This window comes from Sphingopyxis granuli (assembly GCF_001559015.1).
Taxonomy (GTDB): domain Bacteria; phylum Pseudomonadota; class Alphaproteobacteria; order Sphingomonadales; family Sphingomonadaceae; genus Sphingopyxis; species Sphingopyxis granuli.
In genome coordinates this window covers 738,855-756,975 of record NZ_CP012199.1, presented here as the reverse complement: position 1 = coordinate 756,975, position 18,121 = coordinate 738,855, and the positions used below count along the sequence as shown (strand labels likewise).

Sequence of the window (18,121 nt, the reverse complement as noted above, 5' to 3'; positions counted from 1 at the left end):
ACGCGCCCGCTCAGCGCCAGCGCGGCGCGAACAGACCGCGGTCGCGCAGGATGACGTGCGCGGCATTATGCCCCGGCGCGCCGGTGACGCCGCCGCCGGGGTGGGTGCCCGCACCGCACATATAGAGTCCCCGCACCGGCCCGCGATAGCCGCCGTGACCGAGCACCGGCCGCGCCGCCCATAGCTGGTCGAGGCTCATCGCGCCGTGCATGATGTCACCGCCGACCAGCCCGAACCGGCGCTCGAGCCCCTTGGGGCTGAGCCGCGTCTGGGCGACGATGCTGGCGCGAAAGCCGGGAGCGTGCGCCTCGACTGTGTCGAGGATCGCGTCGGCCGCCGCGCCTTCCTCTACATCCCAGTCGCGTCCGTCCGGCAGTTCGGGCGCGAACTGCTGGCAGAACAGGCTAGCGACATGGCAGCCCGGCGGCGCGAGGCCGTCGTCGACGGTCGAGGGAATCAGCATCTCGACGATCGGCGCCTTCGACCAGCCGTAGCGCTTCGCATCGAGGAAGGCGCGGTCCATGTAATCGAGCGTTGGGGCCAGAATAATTCCCGACTGGTGATGCTCGCCGGGTTCGGGAAGACAGGTGAATTTCGGCAGTCCGGTCAGCGCAACATTCATCCGGAAGGTGCCGCTTCCTACTTTGAACGCCCTGATCCGCCGCCGGAAATCGGCTGGAAGGTCGGCGGCGTCGATCAGGCGATCGTAGAGCAGCTTCGGCCCGACATTGGCGACGACGCGGTCGGCAGCAATCTCCTCGCCGCCCACCAGCCGCACCCCGACCGCCCGCTCCCCGTCGACCAGCACCCGCGCGACCGGGCTTTCGAGGCTGATCTCGACCCCCGCGGCGCGACAGACCTGAGCCATGATCTGCGTGATCGCGCCCATGCCGCCGACGCTGTGGCCCCATGCCCCCTTCCGCCCGTTCACTTCGCCGAAGACATGGTGAAGCAGGACATAGGCGCTGCCGGGCGTGTCAGGCGAGGCATAGTTACCGACCACCGCGTCGAAGCCGAGGGCCGCCTTCACCGCCTCGCTCTCGAACCAGCCGTCGAGGACGGTGCGCGCCGACCGCGCGAACAGGTCGAGCACGTCGCGCTGCGTTTCGAGGTCGAGGCGAGCGAAACGCCGCCCCTGCCGCACCCCGTCGAGCCACGTCCGCATCCCTTCGCCGACATTGGGCGGCGCGCGCAGCGCAAGGTCGCGGAGCAGGTCGGCGACCCGTTCGAGCGCGGCATAATAGGCAGGCAGAGCGTCGGCATCGCGCGAACTGAACTTGCGGAATTCGGCCTGCGTGCGCTCGATCCCGCCGCCGAGCTTCAGATAGCCGCCGTCCGGCTGCGGCAGAAAATTGCTGATCGGACGCTCGATCACGCGATAGCCGTGCTCGACCAGCGCCATGTCGGCGATCACCTTCGGCTGGAGCAGGCTGACCGTATAGCTCGCGACCGAGTTGCGGAAGCCCGGCGCGAATTCCTCCGTCACCGCGGCACCGCCGACGATGTCGCGCGCCTCGACGATCCGCACCTTCAATCCTGCGCGCGCCAGATAGAAGGCGCAGACGAGGCCGTTGTGCCCGGCGCCGATGATCAGCGCATCATAGGGTGCCGTCATCGCCCGGCCCCGGCCAGCGGCGATTCGACACGCTCGCGCCCGAAGCCGAGACCGAGGATGCGGCCGGGAATGCGGCGCAGCAGCGGGACGCGGTCGAGCAGCTTCACGGCAAAGGGCACATGGTCGACCTCGCCGCGCAGCACCGGCAGGATCACGCGGTCGTGCGCGATACGCTGGATCGCCTGCATCCGCACGGTCGGCGTCCAGCGCCGCGCCTGCACGCGCGGCAGCAGCGGGTCGGGGTCGTCACCACGTGCCAGCGGGGCGGCCAGGACATTCGCCGCAGCGACCGCATCCTGTACCGCGAGATTGATGCCGACGCCGCCGACCGGCGACATCGCATGCGCGGCGTCGCCGATCGCGAGCAGGCCCGGCCGCGACCAGCGGGTGAGGCGATCGAGCGCGACCGACAGCAGCTTGACGTCGTCGAAGCCGGCGATGGCTTCGATTCCGGCGGCCAGTCCCGGCGCAAGCGCGACCACGTCGGCGCGGAAGGCGTCGATCCCCCGCGCCGCGATTGCCGGAAAACCGTCCTTCTCGATGATCCGCGCGCATTGCCAATAGCCGGTCCGCGGGATGGCGACGACCATGCCGCGCCGGCAGATCGAGCCGAGCGGAACGTCGGCGAATGCGCCGCCTTCGGGCATCGGGACGCGGAACCAGAGCACGTCCATCGGCGCGCCGAGGTCTTCGCGCGGCAGGCCGGCTGTCTCGCGCAGCACCGAGCGGCGGCCGTCGGCGGCGATGACGAGCCGCGCAGGCAGCGTCTCGCCGCTCGCCAGCGTCACCCCCGCGACGCGGCCCGCGGAATCGAGCACCGGCGCGACCGCTTCGGTGGTCATCCGCAGGTCGAAGGTCGGATAACGCCGCGCCTGCCGCGCGATGAAATCGAGCAGGTCCCATTGCGGCATCATCGCGATATAGGGCGCCGCGACCGGCAGATGCCGGAGGGTCGCGATCGTATAGCGGCGGCCGAGCAGGTCGAGCGTCGCGGTGTCGAACCGCGCATGCGGCAGGGCAAGCAACTCGTCGAGCAGCCCGATCTGGCGGAACAGGTCGAGCGTCGACGGATGCACCGTGTCGCCGCGGAAGTCGCGCAGAAAATCCCGATGCTTTTCGAGCACCGTCACGCGAACGCCGGCGCGCGCGAGCAGCAGCCCGGCGACCATGCCGGCCGGACCGCCGCCGACAATCACGGTGGAAAGCCTCTCGCCCATCTTCGCTCCAGCCGCTGCCGCCCCTTCGCCCCATATTGGACCCGACGACGGAGATTTGCCACCCGCTCTTCGCCCGCCCGACGGCGAGCGAAGGGCCCCCAGCGTATATGCTCCTCAGGTAAGGTCCCATTCCCCGGCGAAAGCCGGGGTCCGCGCGGGGCAGGCTACGCCATCTGGACCCCGGCTTTCGCCGGGGAACGGCCCTTGCCGGAAAGAGATAGTTGCCGATCGGCCCCTAGGCCGGAACCCAGAGCGGACCGGTGCCGACCTCGGCTCTTCCCGCTCCGGGCTCCCGCCAGTACGGAAGTATCCGGCATTTTCAATCCAAGGTGATCACGCTCTATTTCGACAGATCGCGCAACAGGCTATCCCAATGCGCCAGCGCGCCGGGGATTGCATCGACCGGCGCGCGCTCGTCAAGGCCGTGCGCGAAGCTGTCGCTCGCCTTGCTGAACAGCCCCGCGACGCCATAGCTCGGGACGCCCTGCGCGCGGAAATGCAGGCTGTCGGTCGCGCCCGCGCTCATCGACGGGATGATCGGCAGCCCGGGGTAGCGCGCGTGCACCGCCTTCGTCACCGCCGCCACGACTTCGGGCCGCAGCTGCGAGGCGTCGCTCGCGGTGGCGTCGGGGTCGGTGTTCACCTTGATCGCGGGATCGGCGACGACCTTTTCCAGTTCGGCACGCACCGCCTCGATGCTCACGCCCGGAAAGATGCGGCAATTGACGTTCGCCGTCGCTCTTTGCGGCAGCGCATTCTCGGCGTGGCCACCCTTGATCAGGGTCGGCACGCAGGTCGTGCCGATCTGGCCGACATATTCGGGGTCGGCGCGGATCGCCGCGACCGCCCCGGCATCGGCAGGGTTGGCGGCGAAGGCCTTGAGCGCCGCACCGATGGCGCCGCCGACCTGGTCGGCGACGATCGGCATCCCCGCTTTCGTCAGTTCGTTCTGCTGCGGCGCGAAGCGATAGGCGCCGATCTTCGTCAGCGCTTCGGACAACTGGACGATCGCGTTGACCGCGCCGGGGCGCGAGCTGTGCCCGCCGGGATTGGTCACTTCGAGCACATAGTCGGCATAGGTCTTCTCGCCCGCCTGCAGACCGTAATATCGGGCCTTGCCGTCCTCTCCGATCAACCCGCCGCCGGCGTCGCCGTTGAGCGCGAACTCCGCCCCCTTGTAGGCCGCGGCGAGCGCGCGCGTCGTGTCCATCGCGGTTTCCTCGTCACCCGACAGCAGCAGGATGATCGAGCGCTTCGGCCGGAACCCGTCCTTCTTGAGCTGCGCGAGCGTCGCGACCATCATCGCAACGTCGAACTTGTTGTCCTCCGACCCGCGCCCGAAGATATAGCCGCCTTCCTCCACCGGCACGAAGGGGTCGCGCACCCAGTCCTTGGGATCGGCCTCGACGACGTCCATATGGCCGAGCAGCAGGATGGGTTTCGCGTCGGTCGTGCCCTTCAGCGTCGCGGCGAAGGTCGCGGTCTCGCCCATCGGGGTGATGACGATATCGCCGTCGGCAAAGCCCGCCGCCTTGAGCACCCCGGCATAATAGGCCGCCAGTTCGGGAACCTTGCCGCGTCCCGCGACGGTCGGAATCGCGATGCTGTCCTTCAGGATCGTCTTCGCCGCCGCGGGATCGGCGGGCCTGGCGTGGACGGGCGCCGCGGCCAGCAGGGCGGCGGAGGCCAGAAAGATGGAAGCAAAACGCATGTGATCGACCCCTTTTGCGAGTTATTCTGATTCGTTCGGCCCCAGCCTGTAAAAGCCCGGTCCCGGCCGCCATGCTGACGGAAGAACGAGCCTTCGACAAGTTCATGACGAGCGGAATTTTCGGGTCAAGCGGCCTTCTTCGCTTTCGGCGCCGGCGTCTTCGGCTTGTAACGGCACAGGTCCGCCACCGGGCAGCGCCAGCATTCGGGCGTCCGCGCCTTGCAGATATAGCGGCCGTGCAGGATCAGCCAGTGGTGTGCGCCGACGCGGAACGGCGCCGGCACCTTGCGTTCGAGCTGCTTTTCGACCGCGAGCACCGTCTTGCCCGGCGCGAGCCCGGTGCGGTTGCCGACGCGGAAGATGTGCGTGTCGACCGCGAAGGTTTCCGCACCGAACGCGCAGTTCATCACGACATTGGCGGTCTTGCGCCCGACTCCCGGAAGCGCGACCAGCGCATCGCGGTCGGCAGGCACCTCGCCGCCATGGTCGCGGACGAGGATTTCGGACAGGGCGATGACATTCTTCGCCTTGGCATTGAACAACCCGATCGTGCGGATATGCTGCTTCAGCCCGTCTTCGCCGAGGTCGAGCATCTGCTGCGGCGTCTTCACCGTCTCGAACAGCCCCCGCGTCGCCTTGTTCACCCCGACGTCGGTCGCCTGCGCCGAGAGCACGACGGCGACGAGCAGCTGATAGGTGTTACCGAACGCCAACTCGGTCTGCGGGTCGGGGTTGAGTTCGGCCAGGCGGCGGAAGAATTCGAAGATGTCGGCTTTCGTCATCGCGGATCAGGACAGCCCGATCACCTGCGGCATCGTATAGCGCCCGGGCTTCTGGTGGATCAGCCACAGCGCCGCCTTCACCGCGCCGCGCGCGAAGATCATGCGATTCTCGGCGCGGTGCGACAGGGTGATCATCTCCTCGGGACCCGCGAAGATGACGTCATGGTCGCCGGCGACGGTGCCGCCGCGCAGGCTGGCGAAACCGATCTTGCCGTGCCCGCGCGCGCCGGTGACGCCGTCGCGGCCGCGCTCCGAGCAGCGGACGAGATCGATGCGACGCCCCTCGGCCGCCGCTTGCCCGAGCAGCAGCGCGGTACCGCTCGGCGCGTCGACCTTGTTCCGATGATGCATTTCGAGAATCTCGATATCCCATTCGGGGTCGAGTCGTGCCGCCGCCTCGCGCACCAGATGCGCGAGCAGGGTGACGCCGAGCGACGTATTGCCGGTCTGGAGCACCGCGATATCGCGCGCCGCGTCATCGATCAGATAATGATGCCGCTCCTCGAGCCCCGTCGTGCCGATGACGATCGGCTTCTTTGCCGCCACGCAGGCATCGAGCGTCGCTTCGAGCGCGGCGGGCGAGGAGAAATCGACGAGCACGTCGGCGCTCGCCGCCAGCTTCGCGATATTGCCACCCTTGTCGATGCCGCAATGTCCATGCCCCGCTTCCGCCGCTGCGGCGGCGAGCGCGACGCCCATCCGCCCCTGGCTGCCGACGATCCCGATGCTGGTCATGACTTGCCTTTCCCGTCCCGGTCATGCTGAAATCCGGTTCAGCATCCATTCGCACCCGCGTAGCGAGAATGGACCCCGAATCACGTTCGGGGGGACGAAGCAAGGATAACATGACTCCCATCCAGAATATCGTGGTCCTGACCGGCGCCGGGGTTTCGGCCGAAAGCGGCATCGACACCTTCCGCGACGCGGGCGGGTTGTGGGAGCAGCATCGGGTCGAGGACGTCGCGACGCCGGAGGCCTTCGCGCGCGACCCCGACCTCGTCCACCGCTTCTACGACGCGCGGCGCGAGGCGATCCAGACCAGGGTCCCGAACGCGGCGCACGAGGCGCTGGCACGGCTCGACGCCTACTGGCCCGGCGACCTGCTGATCGTCACCCAGAATGTCGACGACCTGCACGAACGCGCCGGCGCCCGGCGGCTGGTCCACATGCACGGCGAACATCTGAACGCCTGGTGCACCACGTGCGACACGCGCAGCCGCTGGACGGGGCCGCTGATCGACCGCCCCCCCTGCCCCGCATGCGGCGTGGCCGGCCATCTGCGCCCCGACGTCGTATGGTTCGGCGAGATGCCCTATCGGATGGACGACATCTATCGCGCGCTGAACCGGGCCGACCTGTTCGTATCGATCGGCACCTCGGGCGCGGTCTACCCCGCCGCCGGCTTCGTCCGCGAAGCGCGCCAGTCGGGCGCGCGCACGCTCGAACTCAACATGGAGCCGAGCGAGGGCAGCCATTGGTTCGCCGAGGCGCGGCACGGTCCGGCGACGCGGCTGGTGCCAACATGGGTCGACCGGATGCTGGGGGTCTGAGCCGGAGCCGTCCGCGCGCCTTTCAGCGGCGCGCGGCGAAGAAATCGCGGAGCAGCGCCGCCGCCTCGCCCGCGCCGATGCCGTCGTAGATTTCGGGGCGGTGATGGACCGTCGGCTGCGAAAAGACGCGCGCACCGTGCGCGACCGCGCCGCCCTTCGCATCGTCGGCGCCGTAATAGAGCCGCGCGATCCGCGCGTGGGCGATCGCGCCTGCGCACATCGCGCAGGGCTCCAGCGTCACATAGAGGTCGCAGCCGTCGAGCCGCTCGTTGCCGAGCTTGGCCGCCGCGGCGCGAATCGCGACGATTTCGGCATGCGCGGTGGGATCGTGCGATTCGCGCGGACGGTTGTGTCCTTCGGCGATGATCGCGCCGCCCTTGACGACGACGGCGCCGACCGGCACCTCGCCCCATTCGGCGGCGATTCGCGCCAGATCGAGCGCGCGGCGCATCGGGTCGGGAAGCGGGAAACGGACCATGACTTTCCCGCTAATCGCTTGACGAATCTCCGGCAAGCGGATAAGCGCGCGCCTTTCCCGGCCGATCCGGTTTCCTTGGCGCTTGTCGCGCCAACCGGCGCGCCGCCCAGATTTTGTGAGGACGAAGACGATGTCGCGCATTTGCGAACTGACCGGCAAGGGCCGCCAGGTGGGCCACAATGTCAGCCACGCCAACAACAAGACCAAGCGCACCTTCCTGCCCAATCTGCAGAATGTGACGCTGTTGTCGGAAGCGCTGGGTCGCGGCGTCAAGCTGCGCGTCTCGACGCACGGCCTGCGCTCGGTCGAGCACAATGGCGGCCTCGACAACTGGCTGATGAAGACCGGCGACGACCAGCTTTCGGCCAACGCCCGCAAGGTGAAGAAGGAAGTGGCGAAGAAGCTGGCCGAAACGGCCGCCTGACCGCCTTTCCATCGCCGACGCAATCAGGCGGCCCCGGTTACGGCGCCGCCTTTTTGCTGTCCGCAGCGCGCGGCGGCAGCTCGACGAGTTCGAATTGCAGCAACAGGCTGCGCTGCCAGCTGGTGAAATTGTCGTCGGACACCAGCCAGACATAGGTGCGCCCGCGCTCGACCGAAACCGCCGCGCCTTCGAAGTTGTCGGCGAGCGCGCGCGGAACGCGGTCGATGGCGCGCGACCGGACGACCGTATCGGGGCCGATGTCGGCGGGATCGACGACGGCCAGGATCGTCGTGAAGATCGGGAGCAGGCCCAGCCTGCGATGGACGAGCAGGATGCGCCCGTCGGGAAGCGGCGCGGCATCACTGACCGATCCCTTGCCCTGTGCATCGTAGAAGAAGCGCAGCGGCGGCGGGCCCGGCGCCGCCGGATCGGTGGCGTAGAGCAGCGCCTCGCGGCCGCGTGGATCATCGTCGGCATCTTCCGAAAAGACGATAGTACGTCCGTCGGCCAGCCGCGCCATCGCTTCCGGCCCGCCATTGCCCGGCCAGGCGGGCTGCGGCAGCGTCCGGCGCGATTCGATCCGCGACAGCGCCGGATCGTATCGCCGGATCTCGTTGATGCCCTCGAATGCGATCCAGCTCGCGCCGCTTGCCGGATCGATCGCCATCGCCTCGGCATCGACCAGCGACTTGCGCCCCGATCCGCCCTCCGGCGTCGGCAACAGACCGATGCGCACATTGGTCACGCGGCCGTCAGGGTGCAGCGTCAGGCGTGTCCAGCCGCCGGCGTCGCTGACGAGTTGGAAGCGGCCCGGCCCCACCCGGGCGAGCGCGGAGAAGCCGCCGAAGCGGCTGTTCGGGCTGACCAGATGCCAGCCACGCACGAAGCGGAGCGCCCCGGTCCGACCCGGCGCGACATCGAGCGGGCGCGCGACGACGCTTTGGGTGAAGTTATCGGCCGGAAAGCGAAAGGCCGTCCCCGGAACGGGGCCGACGGCAAGGAAGATCAGCAGGACGAAGAGCAGGCGGCGGCGCATCGCCGCCGGGCGTAGGGCCGCGACGCGGGAAAGGAAAGCCGCGCATCGAAGCTGAACGCCAGCCGACAGCCATGTTCAGGCTTGGCTCAAACCGAATCGGGCAAAACCGCATCATCGACCCACCGCCCGGCAAGGGCCCAAGACGAAAGAAGGAGACAAGAGATGAAAAAGATGATGACGCTCTCCCTCGCCGCCCTGATGTCCACTGCGACCCTGGGCCTGGCGACTCCGGCCGCGGCGCAGACCGGCTATTACGACCGCGACGGCTATTCGACCTATTATGCGGGCCATCGCGATAACCGCCGCTACGACCGGCGCTACGATCGCTCGGACCGCCGCGATTATCGGAACGACCGGCGCTATTACAACCAGCGCTATGACCGTCGCAATTATCGCCAGTGCGACAACGGCACCGGCGGCACGGTGATCGGCGCCATCGCTGGCGGCCTCGCCGGCCACGAGATCGCCGGCCGCGGCGACCGCACCGTCGGCGCGATCATCGGCGGCGCCGTCGGCGCCATCGCGGGCCGCGCGATCGACAAGGGGAATGACGGCTGCCGTTAAGAAGGCAGACCCGACCCCCAACGAAAATGCTCTTCCCTCCTGCCCCGTCCGGTTTGCGCCGGGCGGGGTTTTGCTTGCGCCGAATGGGGATGGGGAAGCGGGGCGATGCGGCTTGCCATCGCCGCAGGGCGCGCCTAGTCTCGACGCCAAGTGCACGTCCGCGGTCCTGCGGGCGCGTGAATTGAGACAGGTAATCATAGCCATGCGGCAAATGGCAGCGCCAACAGGGCAGCCGCCGCGGCCCGGAGCAGCGGTGGCGACGGACAGACGAAAGGGCGGTTCCCTACCCCGCCCCTTCGCATTCACGCGACCGAAAAGCTATGGCGCCATCGACCTCGGCACCAACAACTGCCGCCTGCTGATCGCACGGCCGCAGGACGGCGAACTCGTCGTCATCGATGCCTTTTCACGGATCGTGCGGCTGGGCGAGGGCCTGCACGGCAGCGGGCGGATCAGCGCGGCGGCGATCGACCGCGCGGTCGCGGCGCTCGCCGTCTGCGCCGACAAGCTGCGCCGCCGCCATGTCGCGCTGTCGCGCGCCGTCGCGACCGAAGCCTGCCGCCGCGCATCCAATTGCGGCGAACTGGTCGACCGGGTGCGGCGCGAGACGGGCATCGTGCTCGACGTGATCTCGGCCGCCGAAGAGGCGCGGCTCGCGGTGCTCGGCTGCCACAATCTGATGGAGCCCGGCGACGGGCCGGCGCTGATCTTCGACATCGGCGGCGGATCAACCGAATTGATGCAGGTCGAGGTGAACGGTCACGACGTCGCGATCCACGACTGGGTGAGCGTGCCGTGGGGCGTCGTGTCGCTGACCGAGCATGCCGCGACGACGACCGACGAGCTGTCGGCGCGGCGCGCAAGCTATGCGCAGATGCGCGAGGTAACGCGCGCCGCCTTCGCCGCCTTCGCCGATCGCGCGCAGCGATTCGCGGGCCAGCCGCTGCGTCTGCTCGGTACCAGCGGCACCGTGACGACGCTCGCCAGCGTCTTTCTCGACCTGCCGCGCTACGACCGGCGTGCGGTCGACGGGCTGATCGTCCCCACCAAATCGATGCGCGACATCAGCCACCGCCTCGCCGAGGCGAGCCTTGCCGACCGGGCGGAGATCGCCTGCATCGGGCGCGAGCGCGCCGACCTGGTCGTAGCGGGCTGCGCGATCCTCGAAAGCATCATCGACCTGTGGCCCGCCGCGCGTGTCGGCGTCGCCGACCGCGGCATCCGCGAGGGGATATTGCGCACGCTGGCGGTGCAGGGCCGCGACGTGCCGGTGACGCGCCGCGAGCATCGCCGGTGAGCGGCCCGCATCGCAAAGGCGGGGGCGCCGGGGGCGGCAGCGGACGCGGCGGCCTGCACGAGCGGGTGAAGACCGCGCGGCGGCGCACCGCATCGTCGACGCGCTGGCTGCAGCGCCAGCTCAACGACCCCTATGTCCGCCGCGCGCAGGCGGAGGGTTATCGCTCGCGCGCCGCCTACAAGCTGATCGAGCTCGACGAGAAATTCGGCTTCCTGAAAAAGGCACGCGCGGTCGTCGACCTCGGCATCACGCCGGGCGGCTGGTCGCAGGTCGTGCGCAAGACCAACCCGCGCGCACACGTTGTCGGGATCGACTTGCTCGCCTGCGAGCCCATCGAGGGGGTCGCGATCCTCGAGATGGATTTTATGGACGACACCGCCCCCGACGCACTGATCGAGGCGCTGGGCAGCGTCCCCGATCTCGTCATCTCGGACATGGCGGCGAACACCGTCGGCCATCCTCAGACCGATCATCTGCGTACGATCGCGCTCGCCGAGACCGCGGCCGATTTCGCGGTGCAGACGCTGCGGCCCGGCGGCGCCTTCGTCGCGAAAGTGTTCGCGGGCGGCGCCGACCGCGAGCTGCTGACCATCCTCAAACGGAATTTCGCCACGGTGAAGCATGCCAAGCCGCCGGCCAGCCGCAAGGGATCGCCCGAGCTCTATGTCGTCGCACAGGGCTTCAAGGGCCGGGAAGGCGACGGGGCAAGCGAAGACGAGATGCCTTGAACGAAGGCGGAGGGACGGCATGAAGCGGACAGGGGCATCGGGGGCTTCGGTCGTGCTGGCGGCGCTGATGCTGGCCGCGTGCGGCGGCGGAGGTGGCGGCGGAACCGGCGCGCCGCCGGTCACGGTGACGCCGACGCCATCGCCCGCCCCGACGCCAACCGCGGGCTGCACCCTTTCGGCGCGCCAGGGTTTCGCGAAGGCGGTGCTCGACGAATGGTATCTGTTCCCCGGCGACATGGCGCGCAACGCCGATCCGGCGCGGTACGCCGACGTCCAATCCTATATCGACGCGCTCACCGCGCCGGCGCGCGCGCTCGGCAAGGATCGCTATTTCACCTACATTACCTCGATCGCCGAGGAGACGGCCTTCTATGCGCGCGGCGCGAGCGCGGGATTCGGGCTGCGGCTCGCCTATGATCCCTATGCGCAGCGGATCGTCATCGCCGAAGCCTATGAAGGTGCGCCGGCGCTGGCGGCGGGAATCGACCGGGGCGCGCGCATATCGGCGATCGGCACCAGCACCGATTCGATGCGCACGCTGTCGTCGCTCGCCGCCGCGGGCGGCACCGATGCGATCATCGCCGCGCTCGGTCCCGACGAAGCCGGCGTGACGCGCGTGCTGCGCGTCACCGACGCCTCCGGCACGCGCGACGTGCGCGTGACCAAGGCCGAATATGACATCGACCCGGTGTCCGACCGCTATGGCGCCAAGGTCATCAGCGAGGGCGGGCGCAGCTATGGCTACGTCAATCTGCGCACCTTCATCCGCTCGGCCGACCAGCAGCTCCGCGACGCGTTCCAGACCTTCCGCGACCGGGGCGTGACCGACATCGTCGTCGACCTGCGCTACAACGGCGGCGGGCTGGTTTCGACCGCCGAACTGTTCGGCGACCTGCTGGGCCACAGCCGCAACGCGAGCGAGATTTTTTCGCAGACGCGGTTCCGGCCGGAAAAGGCATCGAAGGATGAACGGCATTTCTTCACCGCGCAGGCCCAGGCGATCGCGCCGACGCGCGTCGCCTTCATCGGCACCGGGTCGACCGCCTCGGCGAGCGAGCTCGTCATCAACGGCATGCTGCCGTGGCTCGGCACCAACATGACGCTGGTCGGCGGCAACACCTATGGCAAGCCGGTCGGGCAGATCGCGCTCGACCGCCCCGAGTGCGACGACCGCTTGCGCGTGATCGCCTTCGCGACCGGTAATGCGGCGGGGGCCGGCGATTATTTCGGCGGGCTGGCGCCCCGGATCGCGAACAGCTGCGCGGCCACGGACGATCTCGACCTGCCGCTCGGCGACCCGCGCGAGGCGTCGATCCGCGCAGCGATCGATTTCCTGGCCGGGCGAAGCTGCGGCGCGCCGATCGCCGGGCTCAGCGCATCGACGACGCGCAGCATTGCCGCGGTGCGCGAACCGACCGGGATGCTCGCCCCAGCCCGGCCGACCACGGCGCAGCGCGAACTGCCCGGATTGTTCTGAAGCGCCGGACCGACGGCCGCTCAGGCAGCAGCGCTCTCGCGGTCGGCGAACAGCGCTTTCAGATCCTTCTTCAATATCTTGCCGTTGGCGTTGCGCGGCAGCGTGTCGGCGGCGAAGCGGATCGCGACCGGCACCTTGAACGCCGCGAGCCGGGCACGCACCCAATCCTGCAGTTCGACCTCGGTCGCCGTCGTGCCGGGCGCGAGATGCACGATCGCTGCGGGCTCCTCGCCCAGCGTACGGTGCGGAATGCCGATCACCGCGCAGTCGGTCACCGCCGGATGGTCGTACAGCACATTTTCGACCTCCGACGAATAGATATTCTCGCCGCCGCGCAGCACCATGTCCTTCGCGCGGTCGACGATATAGAGGAAGCCCTCCCCGTCGAGCCGCGCGAGGTCGCCGGTGCGCACCCAGCCGTCGACGAAGGTCTCGGCGGTTGCCTCGGGCTTGTTCCAATACCCCATCACGATCATCGGCCCGCGCGCCCACAGCTCGCCGACCGTGCCGACCGGCAGCACCGTAACGCCGTCTTCGGCGCGGATTTCGAGGTCGGCGACCGCGACCGGCGGCCCCGCACTCGTCGGGCGGTTCAGATAATCCTCCGACGAATGCGAGGTCACCGTCGCCATCGTCTCGGTCATTCCCCAGCCGTTGCCGGGCAGCGCGCCGAACTCCTCATAGATGCGCCGCACCAGCTCGGGCGCCGACGGCGCGCCGCCATAGGCGATCGCCTCGAGCGACGAGAGATCGTAATTCGCGCGGTCGGGATGCTCGATGAGCTGCCAGGCGATCGTCGGGACGCCGCCGGTGACGTTGACCTGCTCGCGCTCGATGATCTCCATCGCGCGCACCGCGTCCCATTTGCGCATGAAGATGGTCGTGTTGCCCCCCGCCATCGCGCCCATCAGCATCGCCGAACAGGCGGTGACGTGGAACATCGGGATCACCGTCAATATCGTGCGCGGCTGGGGCTCCGGCACCGGCTCTCCGCGGCGCAGGAAGCTGCGCGCTCCCGAAAAACCGCCCGAGAGGATGTTGGTCATCATGTTGCGATGCGTGCCGAGCGCCCCTTTGGGCTGCCCCGTCGTGCCGCTGGTATAGAAGATCGCCGCCGCATCGTCGCTGTCGATCGCGATGCGCGGGCGATCGTCGCCGGGCAGCGCGGCCCAGCTTGCCGGCGCGCCGACGATCTCCTCCAGCGCCGTCGTATCCGCGACCGCCCCCGCGCCGCGCGCGACGATCCATCGTTCGACGTCGGGCAGCATCGCGCGATGCTCGCGCAGCCGCTCATAGCGCTCGCCATCGACGATCACGATCTTCGATCCCGAATCGCGAATGCCATAGGCCAGTTCGGCGCCGGTCCACCAGGCGTTGAGCGGCACCGCGATCGCGCCGATCGTGGTGATGGCGAAAAAGACCATCGGCCATTCGGGCAGGTTGCGCATCGCGAAGGCGACCCGGTCGCCCGGTCCGACGCCCATTGCCTGCAGCGCCCGCGCGAAGGCCGCGGTCGCACGCCAGTTCGCCGCATAGCTGATTCGTTCGTCGTCGAGGATAGTGAACAGCCGCCCGTCGTGCGTGCGCGACAGGTCGAGCAGTTCGCCCAGATCGTGCGGCGCATTCTTCCATACCCGCGTCGGAATGCCGCGGACCGGCACCACTTCCATCTCGAAGGGCGCCCCCGGCGCGGTCAGCGCCGCGGTTGCATCGGCCAGCGACATCTTCGGCCAGCTGGGGTCGAGGGGTACCACGGGTTCGCCGGTCGGATCATTCGCCACGAGACATCTCTCCATCATCCTGCGCGCCGTTGAATCGGCGGCTCGACGGCAAGGTTAGAATCGCCCGGTCCGTTCGACAAGGGTGCGGCGCAGCGCGCGCGGGCAGACCCCCGCCCGCTCCGCTCAGGCCGGCTGGATCGCTTCGGGCGCCGCCGGGCCCCTGTGCGCGGCGATGCACGACAGCACGCTGGCGACGACCAGCACGAAAGCGGCCGCTTCAAGCCCGGTCGGCAGGCGTGCTTCCCACAGGAAACCGTATAGGAGAGCGAACAGCGTCTCGAAGAGGATCATCTGCCCGACGAGGGTCAGCGGCAGCAGCCGGCTCATCCGGTTCCACAGCAGGTTGCCGAGGATCGACGCGAGCAGCGCGACGCCCATCGACACGCCGGCGAGCCGCGCCCAGTCGAGCATCGCATGCGGTTCGCCATCGAATGCCAGCGACCAAGGGACCAGCAGCAGCGACAGCGAACCGGTGACGATCCCCATCAGCAGGTTCCAGTCGTGCACGCCGATATGGTCCAGGCGGTTCAGCGCGCGGCTGTTCCCCACCGCAAACACGACCCAGCTGAGCAGCGCGCCGCCAGCGCATGCAAGCCCGATGAGCTGTCGGCCGGCCGATCCCGCCGCGGGCGCCGCGACCGCCTGCCAGCCGATGCACAGCACGCCGGCGACCGACAGCAACAGCGACGGCCATAGCCGGACGAGCGGAACCGCGCCATGATCGCGGCTTCCGACTAGGGTGACTGCTACCGGAAGGAAGCCGATGACGAGCGACGTCATCGCGATCCCGCCAAGCTGCACCGCGCCGGACAGCAGGATATAATAGAAAATGTTGCCGCAAAGCCCCAGCCAGCCGAGCGCCAGCCAGTCGCTGCGCGTCGCCTGCGCGATGGTGCGGCGCCAGCGCGGCGCCATGATCGCCGCGGAAAAAAGGCCGTAGAAGACATAGCGGCCGATCGTGAGCTGGAGCGGGCTGAAATCATGCGCGAGTGCCGGCGCGAGGAACACCAGCCCCCACAGCGCCCCCGCCCCCATTCCGCACGCGATCCCCAGCATTGTGCGGCGCGACGCATGCAGTCCGGCAGTATCTGGGATCATGACGCTGTCCTCGGTAACAATTGCCGGAAAATATCACCGTCAAAACGAGAATTGCGCTCTTGATTCGAGGGCGAAATGCAACAAAAACTCGCTTCGTGATGCCGGCCCGCTCCACCAGACGCAGCGAACTCGACGATTTCGATCGCGCCATCCTGCGCATCGTGCAGCGCGACGCGAAGAAGCCGCAGCGATTGATCGCCGAGGCGGTCGGCCTGTCGACGGCGGCGGTGCAGCGCCGCATTGCCGCCATGGAGGATGCGGGTATCATCGATCGGAACGTGGCGATCGTCGATCCCGCCGCGGTCCGTATGGCGATCACCGCGATCGTCGAAGTGCATCTGATCGACGAGAAACTGCCGTCCGTCGACAGGGCCAAGGCACTGTTCCGCGCCGCGCCCGAAGTGCAGCAATGCTATTATGTGACCGGCGGGATCAGTCTGGTGCTGGTGATCGTCGTGCCCGACATGGCCGCCTACGAAGCCTCGACGCGCCGGCTGTTCGCTCAGAACGAATCGGTGAAGAGCTTCCGCAGCCTGATCGCGCTCGACCGGGTCAAGGCCGGAATGGAAATCGAAATCCCCGCGGCGACCTCGCCCGCACCGCGCCGCTGATCGCCGCAACGACAAGGCTGTCTGCGTAGCGGGCGGAAAAGCGACCGGCTCTTGCCTGCGCCGCGGAAGCAGGGTAGAGACCCGCCCGGCCATGCCATGGCCCCTTCGTCTAGCGGTCAGGACGCGGCCCTCTCACGGCTGAAACACGGGTTCGATTCCCGTAGGGGTCACCACCTAAGTGGTTGAAATTGTTAGGCGGAATCGCGAGAATGCGGTTCCCGTGGCACTTTTGTGGCACATTTGGCGTTTTTCGGGGCCAGCCCAGCCCCCGTTTCCGGCCCTTTTCCGATCACCTTAAAAACTGCCTAGCAGACTAGGGATTCGGTCGCGGCAGCCGCCACCGACAGGCAGACCCTTCCCACAGCCCAACCAGACGTCCGCATCAGGAACCGTATATCTGATTGAGCTTGGCTGCTTCGCGGCCATAGTCCGCGTGATCGATCCATTTCGAGTAGTATCGGAACAGCATCGCCGCACTCTTGTGGCCAAGCTGGCGGGCGATATAGGCCGGGTTCACCCCGCCCATCAGCGCTGTCGTCGCGTAAGTGTGGCGCGTTTGATAGGCATCGCGGCTGCGGATGCCAAGCGCACGCAGCGCGGGATGGAAATAGAGTTTTCGCTGATCCTGCACATCCGGCCACGGCGCGTTTGTGACGGGGTTGATGAAGATCGGCGAATCGAGGCCCCGCATGAAGCTGTGTGCCTTCTGGCGTCGCAGCACGGCCATCATTCGCGGAGTGAGATCGACGTCGCGCACGGTCCTTGTCTTGGTCGATTTCTCCACAGCCCGGACGCGGGCGCGCTCGACCCGGATAGACTGGCGTTTCCAGTCGACATCGCGCCACTGGACGACAATCTGCTCGCTGGGGCGCATGCCGGTCCCGAAAGCGAACTCATACCAGTTCCAGACCTGCTCGTCGTAACGCTCGTGCATATAGGTGAGGATGTGTTCGGTTTCTTCCCGGTCGAACGGGTCCGGCTCGCGTTTCTGATGCTTCTGGCTCTTGATCCGCTCCAGCGGCGAACGGTCGATCAATTCGTCATCCAGCGCCATCTCGAAGATACCGCGCAGCGGGATGACGTTGTTGTTGATCGTCTTGCCGCTGACATGTTTCGCGCGATCGGCGATGATCTTCTTGATCTCGCTCGGCTTGATGCTCTTGAGTTGTCGATCACCGAAGGCCGGGGACCAGACATTGTTGATCGCCGACACATAGTCGGACATCGTCGATTTCTCGACTACGAGCGTTCCGAGCCACTCTTTCGCGTAAGTCTTGAATCCCGCATATTTGTTCCGGTCAGGTTTGGCATTACCCTTGGGGAACGTGCTTTCATAATCGAAGACGCCGAGATCGATTTCCTGATGGACACGGGCCATCAAGCGCTCGGTCGCCTTGATATTTGCGGATGTGGGCTGGAGCTGAAGCGTTTCGCGATAGAGCCGCCCATTCCAGCGGAAGCGGACGCGAATACAGCTTTTCAGCGGCTCGACGCCAGTCCCTGGCCGTTTTCTACCCATTTTTGGAAGCCTTCGAGGTCGATGCAGATGCTGCCATCGGGAGCGCGGCGATATTCGCGGCCCTGTATCCACACGCCGTCGGCGATCTTTCGATAGACCGCCTTCTCGGTGTAGCCGGTCAGTTCGGCGAAGCGCTTGATGCGCACATAGCGCGTGCCCGTCATGACAGTGCTGCGGTTGAGGAGAGGAAGCCACGGACAGCTAACCGTCCGCTGCTTCCTCTCTCCTCCCCC

The 18,121-nt window shown here is 67.8% G+C and carries 18 protein-coding genes and 1 tRNA gene; 8 read left to right on the top strand and 11 right to left on the bottom strand.

Annotation, left to right across the window (positions count from 1 at the left end):
• Window positions 1–10: 10 nt before the first annotated feature.
• From SGRAN_RS03570 to dapB, 5 genes are all read right to left on the bottom strand, one after another.
• Window positions 11–1,615, bottom strand: coding sequence for a phytoene desaturase family protein (locus SGRAN_RS03570; RefSeq protein WP_067180576.1), 1,605 nt, complete (start codon window positions 1,613–1,615; stop codon window positions 11–13).
• The gene (locus tag SGRAN_RS03565; RefSeq protein WP_067180573.1) at window positions 1,612–2,832 is read right to left on the bottom strand and encodes an FAD-dependent oxidoreductase; all 1,221 of its coding nucleotides are present in this window, start codon (window positions 2,830–2,832) and stop codon (window positions 1,612–1,614) included. The genes SGRAN_RS03570 and SGRAN_RS03565 overlap by 4 nt, the downstream gene beginning before the upstream one ends.
• A 340-nt stretch (window positions 2,833–3,172) precedes the next feature.
• Window positions 3,173–4,543: a M20/M25/M40 family metallo-hydrolase gene (locus SGRAN_RS03560; protein ID WP_067180571.1), complete on the bottom strand. Its 1,371-nt coding sequence runs from the start codon at window positions 4,541–4,543 to the stop codon at window positions 3,173–3,175.
• 125 nt (window positions 4,544–4,668) lie between these two features.
• On the bottom strand, window positions 4,669–5,325 hold the full coding sequence (gene nth, locus SGRAN_RS03555) for an endonuclease III (protein ID WP_067180569.1): 657 nt from the start codon (window positions 5,323–5,325) through the stop codon (window positions 4,669–4,671).
• 6 nt (window positions 5,326–5,331) lie between these two features.
• Window positions 5,332–6,060, bottom strand: coding sequence for a 4-hydroxy-tetrahydrodipicolinate reductase (gene dapB, locus SGRAN_RS03550; protein WP_067180568.1), 729 nt, complete (start codon window positions 6,058–6,060; stop codon window positions 5,332–5,334).
• 110 nt (window positions 6,061–6,170) lie between these two features.
• Between dapB and SGRAN_RS03545 the strand changes: the two genes are divergently transcribed.
• Window positions 6,171–6,875 carry an NAD-dependent deacylase gene (locus tag SGRAN_RS03545; RefSeq protein ID WP_067180565.1) on the top strand — a complete coding sequence of 235 codons (705 nt, stop codon included), beginning with the start codon at window positions 6,171–6,173 and terminating at the stop codon, window positions 6,873–6,875.
• A gap of 22 nt (window positions 6,876–6,897) precedes the next feature.
• On the opposite strand, the gene tadA is transcribed toward SGRAN_RS03545, so the two are convergent.
• Window positions 6,898–7,353, bottom strand: coding sequence for a tRNA adenosine(34) deaminase TadA (gene tadA, locus SGRAN_RS03540; protein WP_067180563.1), 456 nt, complete (start codon window positions 7,351–7,353; stop codon window positions 6,898–6,900).
• 130 nt (window positions 7,354–7,483) lie between these two features.
• On the opposite strand from tadA, the gene rpmB reads away from it, so the two are divergent.
• A complete protein-coding gene (gene rpmB, locus SGRAN_RS03535) occupies window positions 7,484–7,777 on the top strand; it encodes a 50S ribosomal protein L28 (RefSeq protein ID WP_067111535.1) in 294 nt (97 codons plus the stop codon).
• 37 nt (window positions 7,778–7,814) lie between these two features.
• Here the strand turns inward: rpmB and SGRAN_RS03530 are convergent, their stop codons facing one another.
• The gene (locus SGRAN_RS03530) at window positions 7,815–8,813 is read right to left on the bottom strand and encodes an esterase-like activity of phytase family protein (RefSeq protein WP_067180556.1); all 999 of its coding nucleotides are present in this window, start codon (window positions 8,811–8,813) and stop codon (window positions 7,815–7,817) included.
• A 162-nt stretch (window positions 8,814–8,975) separates the two neighbouring features.
• On the opposite strand from SGRAN_RS03530, the gene SGRAN_RS03525 reads away from it, so the two are divergent.
• The 4 genes from SGRAN_RS03525 to SGRAN_RS03510 all read left to right on the top strand — a co-directional run bounded on the left by SGRAN_RS03525 (window position 8,976) and on the right by SGRAN_RS03510 (window position 12,879).
• Window positions 8,976–9,377 carry a glycine zipper 2TM domain-containing protein gene (locus SGRAN_RS03525; protein WP_067180555.1) on the top strand — a complete coding sequence of 134 codons (402 nt, stop codon included), beginning with the start codon at window positions 8,976–8,978 and terminating at the stop codon, window positions 9,375–9,377.
• Window positions 9,378–9,579: 202 nt separating this feature from the next.
• A complete protein-coding gene (locus SGRAN_RS03520; protein WP_067180553.1) occupies window positions 9,580–10,674 on the top strand; it encodes a Ppx/GppA phosphatase family protein in 1,095 nt (364 codons plus the stop codon).
• Window positions 10,671–11,402 carry an RlmE family RNA methyltransferase gene (locus SGRAN_RS03515; RefSeq protein ID WP_067180551.1) on the top strand — a complete coding sequence of 244 codons (732 nt, stop codon included), beginning with the start codon at window positions 10,671–10,673 and terminating at the stop codon, window positions 11,400–11,402. The genes SGRAN_RS03520 and SGRAN_RS03515 overlap by 4 nt, the downstream gene beginning before the upstream one ends.
• Before the next feature lie 19 nt (window positions 11,403–11,421).
• A complete protein-coding gene (locus SGRAN_RS03510; protein WP_082737056.1) occupies window positions 11,422–12,879 on the top strand; it encodes a S41 family peptidase in 1,458 nt (485 codons plus the stop codon).
• A gap of 20 nt (window positions 12,880–12,899) precedes the next feature.
• On the opposite strand, the gene SGRAN_RS03505 is transcribed toward SGRAN_RS03510, so the two are convergent.
• Both SGRAN_RS03505 and SGRAN_RS03500 read right to left on the bottom strand, forming a co-directional pair.
• Entirely contained in the window at window positions 12,900–14,603 is a 1,704-nt protein-coding gene (locus SGRAN_RS03505; RefSeq protein WP_404950432.1) for a class I adenylate-forming enzyme family protein, read from the bottom strand.
• 180 nt (window positions 14,604–14,783) lie between these two features.
• Window positions 14,784–15,758, bottom strand: coding sequence for a DMT family transporter (locus SGRAN_RS03500; RefSeq protein WP_067180548.1), 975 nt, complete (start codon window positions 15,756–15,758; stop codon window positions 14,784–14,786).
• A 98-nt stretch (window positions 15,759–15,856) separates the two neighbouring features.
• On the opposite strand from SGRAN_RS03500, the gene SGRAN_RS03495 reads away from it, so the two are divergent.
• The gene (locus SGRAN_RS03495; protein WP_067180545.1) at window positions 15,857–16,369 is read left to right on the top strand and encodes an Lrp/AsnC family transcriptional regulator; all 513 of its coding nucleotides are present in this window, start codon (window positions 15,857–15,859) and stop codon (window positions 16,367–16,369) included.
• 98 nt (window positions 16,370–16,467) lie between these two features.
• A tRNA-Glu gene (locus SGRAN_RS03490) sits at window positions 16,468–16,542 on the top strand.
• A gap of 209 nt (window positions 16,543–16,751) precedes the next feature.
• Here the strand turns inward: SGRAN_RS03490 and SGRAN_RS03485 are convergent.
• Together SGRAN_RS03485 and SGRAN_RS22895 are read right to left on the bottom strand one after the other, a co-directional pair.
• Window positions 16,752–17,888 carry an Arm DNA-binding domain-containing protein gene (locus SGRAN_RS03485; RefSeq protein ID WP_062066023.1) on the bottom strand — a complete coding sequence of 379 codons (1,137 nt, stop codon included), beginning with the start codon at window positions 17,886–17,888 and terminating at the stop codon, window positions 16,752–16,754.
• The gene (locus SGRAN_RS22895) at window positions 17,849–18,052 is read right to left on the bottom strand and encodes a hypothetical protein (protein WP_062066025.1); all 204 of its coding nucleotides are present in this window, start codon (window positions 18,050–18,052) and stop codon (window positions 17,849–17,851) included. Before SGRAN_RS22895 ends, SGRAN_RS03485 begins: the two co-directional genes overlap by 40 nt.
• Window positions 18,053–18,121 lie beyond the last annotated feature (69 nt).

Excerpts from the sequence above, each read along its gene's own strand:
- SGRAN_RS03570 (WP_067180576.1), bottom strand. The coding sequence starts at position 1,615 with ATGACGGCACCCTATGATGCGCTGATCATCGGCGCCGGGCACAACGGC.
- SGRAN_RS03565 (WP_067180573.1), bottom strand. The coding sequence starts at position 2,832 with ATGGGCGAGAGGCTTTCCACCGTGATTGTCGGCGGCGGTCCGGCCGGC.
- SGRAN_RS03560 (WP_067180571.1), bottom strand. The coding sequence starts at position 4,543 with ATGCGTTTTGCTTCCATCTTTCTGGCCTCCGCCGCCCTGCTGGCCGCG.
- nth (WP_067180569.1), bottom strand. The coding sequence starts at position 5,325 with ATGACGAAAGCCGACATCTTCGAATTCTTCCGCCGCCTGGCCGAACTC.
- dapB (WP_067180568.1), bottom strand. The coding sequence starts at position 6,060 with ATGACCAGCATCGGGATCGTCGGCAGCCAGGGGCGGATGGGCGTCGCG.
- SGRAN_RS03545 (WP_067180565.1), top strand. The coding sequence starts at position 6,171 with ATGACTCCCATCCAGAATATCGTGGTCCTGACCGGCGCCGGGGTTTCG.
- tadA (WP_067180563.1), bottom strand. The coding sequence starts at position 7,353 with ATGGTCCGTTTCCCGCTTCCCGACCCGATGCGCCGCGCGCTCGATCTG.
- rpmB (WP_067111535.1), top strand. The coding sequence starts at position 7,484 with ATGTCGCGCATTTGCGAACTGACCGGCAAGGGCCGCCAGGTGGGCCAC.
- SGRAN_RS03530 (WP_067180556.1), bottom strand. The coding sequence starts at position 8,813 with ATGCGCCGCCGCCTGCTCTTCGTCCTGCTGATCTTCCTTGCCGTCGGC.
- SGRAN_RS03525 (WP_067180555.1), top strand. The coding sequence starts at position 8,976 with ATGAAAAAGATGATGACGCTCTCCCTCGCCGCCCTGATGTCCACTGCG.
- SGRAN_RS03520 (WP_067180553.1), top strand. The coding sequence starts at position 9,580 with ATGCGGCAAATGGCAGCGCCAACAGGGCAGCCGCCGCGGCCCGGAGCA.
- SGRAN_RS03510 (WP_082737056.1), top strand. The coding sequence starts at position 11,422 with ATGAAGCGGACAGGGGCATCGGGGGCTTCGGTCGTGCTGGCGGCGCTG.
- SGRAN_RS03505 (WP_404950432.1), bottom strand. The coding sequence starts at position 14,603 with ATGTCGCTGGCCGATGCAACCGCGGCGCTGACCGCGCCGGGGGCGCCC.
- SGRAN_RS03500 (WP_067180548.1), bottom strand. The coding sequence starts at position 15,758 with ATGATCCCAGATACTGCCGGACTGCATGCGTCGCGCCGCACAATGCTG.
- SGRAN_RS03495 (WP_067180545.1), top strand. The coding sequence starts at position 15,857 with ATGCCGGCCCGCTCCACCAGACGCAGCGAACTCGACGATTTCGATCGC.
- SGRAN_RS03485 (WP_062066023.1), bottom strand. The coding sequence starts at position 17,888 with ATGGGTAGAAAACGGCCAGGGACTGGCGTCGAGCCGCTGAAAAGCTGT.
- SGRAN_RS22895 (WP_062066025.1), bottom strand. The coding sequence starts at position 18,052 with ATGACGGGCACGCGCTATGTGCGCATCAAGCGCTTCGCCGAACTGACC.